Origin of the sequence: Protofrankia sp. Cas8, from assembly GCF_963555845.1 — a bacterium.
Taxonomy (GTDB): domain Bacteria; phylum Actinomycetota; class Actinomycetes; order Frankiales; family Frankiaceae; genus Protofrankia.
Genome location: NZ_CAUVXI010000202.1, coordinates 1,128 through 5,300, shown reverse-complemented (window position 1 = coordinate 5,300; position 4,173 = coordinate 1,128). Strand labels below are relative to the sequence as shown.

2 protein-coding genes are annotated in these 4,173 nt (G+C 70.8%); both read left to right on the top strand.

Translation table 11 applies throughout. The annotated features are described in order from the left end of the window. On the top strand, positions 1–2,923 hold a 2,923-nt coding region (locus U9977_RS22115; protein WP_322751203.1), incomplete at its 5' end, for a DUF1998 domain-containing protein. Continuing rightward, the coding region (locus U9977_RS22110; protein ID WP_322751202.1) for a type II toxin-antitoxin system RelE family toxin at positions 2,920–4,173 on the top strand (1,254 nt) is incomplete at its 3' end. The genes U9977_RS22115 and U9977_RS22110, both read left to right, overlap by 4 nt.

The window sequence follows — 4,173 nt, the reverse complement described above, 5'->3', positions numbered from 1 at the left end:
GGACCGTGAACACCGGGCGCTGCGGGCGGAACGCCGGGCGGTCGCCCGGCGGATCGCGGAGATCGGCAAGGCCTCGGCCCACGGCACCCTCGTCGAGTCCGGGCTGCTGCCGAACTACGCGCTGATCGACACCCGCACCGCGTTGGAGGCCACACTCGCCTGGGAGGACCGCAGCGGCGAGGACAACCGGGTCTTCCACAGCGAGCTGCGGGAGTACAGCCGCCCGGCCCGTCCCGCGCTGGTGGAACTCGCCCCCGGCAACAGCTACTACGTGCTGGGCTACCGGCACACCGTCTCCGGGCTCGACATCGGCTCGCCCAAGCGGCCCGCCTACCAGCAGTGGCGGGTCTGCCCGGCGTGCGGCTACGTCCGCACCACGCTGGCCGCCGAGGACACCACCCGCTGTCCCCGCTGCACCGCCGCGGCGATCGCCGACGCGGGGAACCTGTTCACCGTCCTGCGGCCCACCACAGTCACCTCGCATGACCGGCGGGAGGACGCGAGAATCCGCGACGACTCCGACGACCGCGACATCAGGCACTACACCACGCAGGTCGCGGTCGACATCGACCCGGCGGACGTCGACCGGTCCTGGCGGCACGACCATGTCACCTTCGGCGTCGACTACACCCGCCACGCCGTCATCCGCGAGTTCAATCTGGGCGCGGCCCGGTACGACCGGCCCGCCGGTGACACGTTCGCGGGTGTCGAGACGCGGCTCAACCCCTTCTACACGTGCACGTCGTGCGGCGGCACCACCAGCGACGGGCCGCCGCCGGTGGCAGGACCGGCGCTGACCACGGCCACCTCGTCCGTCGGCGGCCCGGCCGGCGGTCGTGACAGGGCGGCCGACCACCACCGGCCGTGGTGCCGGTACCGGCGGGACCCGTATGCCGCGGAACACGTCGCCCTGGTCCTCGCCCACGAGCTGCGTACCGAGGCACTGCGCATCCTCGTGCCGGCGGTCACCGCCGCCGTGGCGGAGCGGATCGTCTCCTTCGCCGCGGCTCTGCGGCTGGGCATCGCCGCCCGTTACGGCGGTGATCCAGATCATCTGCGGGTCGTGGCGGCGGTCATGCCCGACCGCGACACCGGGCATACTCGCCGGTTCCTCGTCGTCCACGACATTCAGCCCGGTGGTACCGGCTACCTGCATCGGATCAGTGACCCGGACAGCTTCCGCGAGGTGCTGCAGGCCGCGCAGGCTGTGATCGAAGGCTGCCGCTGTGTCGGTGCGGGCAAACCCGCCTGCCACCGGTGCCTGCTGCGCTACGCCCGGGACAGGGAGTTCCCGCTGATGATCCGGGCCGAGGCGCTCGGCATGCTGCGGGGGCTCCTCGACCCGTGGACGGTCGGAGCGTCGGTGCGGACCGACGAGATCTCCCTGTTCGACCAGGTCGAAAGCGAGCTGGAACTACGCTTCCTGCAGGCCCTGCTCGACTGGGCCGAACGCCCTGACAGCGCCTCGCAGACCAGGGCCAGCATCACCCGGGGAGCCGACCAGAACGGCGCCCGCATCGCCGATCTGCGGTTGGAAGCACCCGACGGCCAGGTCGTCCACTGGCGGATGAAGCTGCAGAACGCCATCCGCGGCACCCGACCCGACGTCCATTTCGTCCGCATGGACGCGGCCCCCGTCGAGGTTGCCGTGTACCTCGACGGGTATCGCTACCATGCGTCGCCCGAGCACAACCGGCTCGCCGACGACGCCGACAAGCGCACCCGGTTGCGCGCTCACGGTGTGCACGTCTTCCAGCTCACCTGGGATGACGTGGAGGACTGGCGCGGCACCGCCGGCGGCGCAGGCGGCGACCGGCCGCGGGTGTGGCCGCCCTACCACGGCCTCGGGCAGCAGGCCGCCCGCGCGTACTACCAGCAGCGCACCGGACGTGACGGCGGGGAGCTCGCCGAGCTGGTCTGGGTGAACCCGATCGACATGCTGCTGGCCTTCCTGCGGGACCCGGACCCGCGGGTGTGGCGGGCCCGCGCCGAAGGTGCGCTCGCCGGCCTGCTGAATCAACCGGGAGTGGTGGCGACCTCGTCGGACTCCCGGCATATCGCCGACCTGATCGCGCCGGCACTGCGCGGCGACGAGCTGCCGCCGCGCGGCAGCGACCCGGTCATCCTGCTACGGGTCGCCGACACCAACCGGTGCCCGCTCGTGCTGCTCATCGACGAGCGAGCCGGCGCAACCAACCGGGTGTGGTCGGCCCTGGCGGTGGTCGACGACCGGCCGCAGACCATCACCGCCGACACCGCCGCGGACACCGACGATCACAAGGTTCGCTGGGCCGCCTGGCTGTACTGGACCAACCTGGTGCAGTTCCTCGACTCCGGCGGCGGGGACGGCGTCCAGCTCGCGTTCAGCGATCTCGACGCCTTCGACCCCGGGCTGCTCGCGGTCGCCGAAGGCACCGGGCTGCTGCCCGCGGCGCAGGCCCTCCCACTCGACGACGAGACCTCGTCGTGGCTCGGCCGGGCACCGTCCCAACCGTCCAGAGCGTCCAGACCGGTGGAGACCGGCGCCGAACCGGCTGACCATCGTTGGCGGGAGGTCCTGGACCTGCTCGACCCGGACGAACCCGGCCTGGAGTCGCTTGTCCGCGGTGTGCTGGCCCTCGGCGCGTCGGCTCATGGTGTGCCGCCGCCCGAGATCGGCTATGAGCTCGGTGACCAGGCGTGGCAGGCCGAGGTCGCGTGGCCCGCGGCCCGGGTCGCAGTGCTCCTGCGCGGCGCGGATTCCGGCCGGGGTTCCGGCGCGGGTTCCGACCCTGGTGCCACCGTCGACTCCGAGACCGCTGACCGGGACGCCGCCTACGCCGCGGCCGGCTGGGATGCCCGAACGGCCATCGAGTGGACCATCTCCGAACTCGCCGAGAAGATCGTAATGGTGGATGGAGCACGAGAGGACGTGGACCGGTGAGTGGCCAGGGTGGAGTGACGCTGCGGATCCTGGAACGGGCGGACAAGGAGATCCTGGCGCTGTCACGCACCGAAAAGGGCGCGGTCTACGAGTTCCAGGACAAGTTCCGGCGTAATCCGCAGAGCCCGGGACTGCACTTCAAGCAACTCAAGGGAGACCCGCGGCTGTGGTCGGCCCGGGTCGGCAACGATTTCCGGGCGTTGCTGCTGCACGTCGGTGCGCAGGATTACCTGCTCCTCTCGGTGCGCAACCGTAAGGACGTCTACGACAACCTCGACCGGTACCGCTACCAGATCAACCGGGTCACCGGCGGTATCGAGGTCGTCGACCTGTCCCCGGTCGGTGACAGCATTGTCGGACGCCTCCTGCCGCCGGAGCCGGACGGCAACGCCGGGCAAGCCACGCAAGCCACGCAAGCCGTGAAAGCCACGCAAGCCGTGAAAGCCATGGAAAAGGCGGGGCCGCGCCCGCTCTTCGCGGATATCGCAGACCAGGTCCTGCTCGACCTCGGCGTGTCCGAACCGCTGATCCCGCTCATCCGGCGGATCGTCACCGAGGACGAACTGCTCGCCCTCGCCGACATCGCGCCCCAGCTCACTGCCGACGTCCTGCTGGCCTTACACGACGGCAAGACCTTCGAACAGGTGCTGGAGGAGGTGACCGACCCTGTTCGTGCCGGTGAACCGGTCAACCCCGACGACTTCGCCGCCGCGGTGGGGCGCCCGGCTACCCAGGTCACCAGCGATGACGCCGCGCTGCGGGCGATTCTCGCCGAGTCGTTCGCCCGCTGGCAGGTCTTCCTGCACCCCACCCAGCGCAAGCTGGTCGAACGCCGGTACAACGGGCCGGCCAGGGTCGGCGGTGGCCCCGGAACCGGCAAGACCATCGTGGCGCTGCACCGCGCCCGCCACCTGGCCGAACGCCTGCCACCGGGGGACGACAAACCGATCCTGTTGACGACCTTCAACCGCAATCTCGCCGCGGACCTGCGCACCCGACTGCTGGCGCTGGCCGGGCCGGAGCTGGTAGCCCGGGTGGACATCATCAACATCGACAAGCTCGCCAGCAGGGTCGTCGCCGAAGCCGGGCTCGACAGCCGTCGCCGGATCGTCGATGACACGGTGGCCGTCGACCAGTGGCGGACCATGCTGTTCGAACTGGGCGAGACACGGTGGGAGCCGGAGTTCCTGGCCGGCGAATGGTCACAGGTCATCCTCGGGCAGGTACTGAGCTCGCGGACCGACTATTTC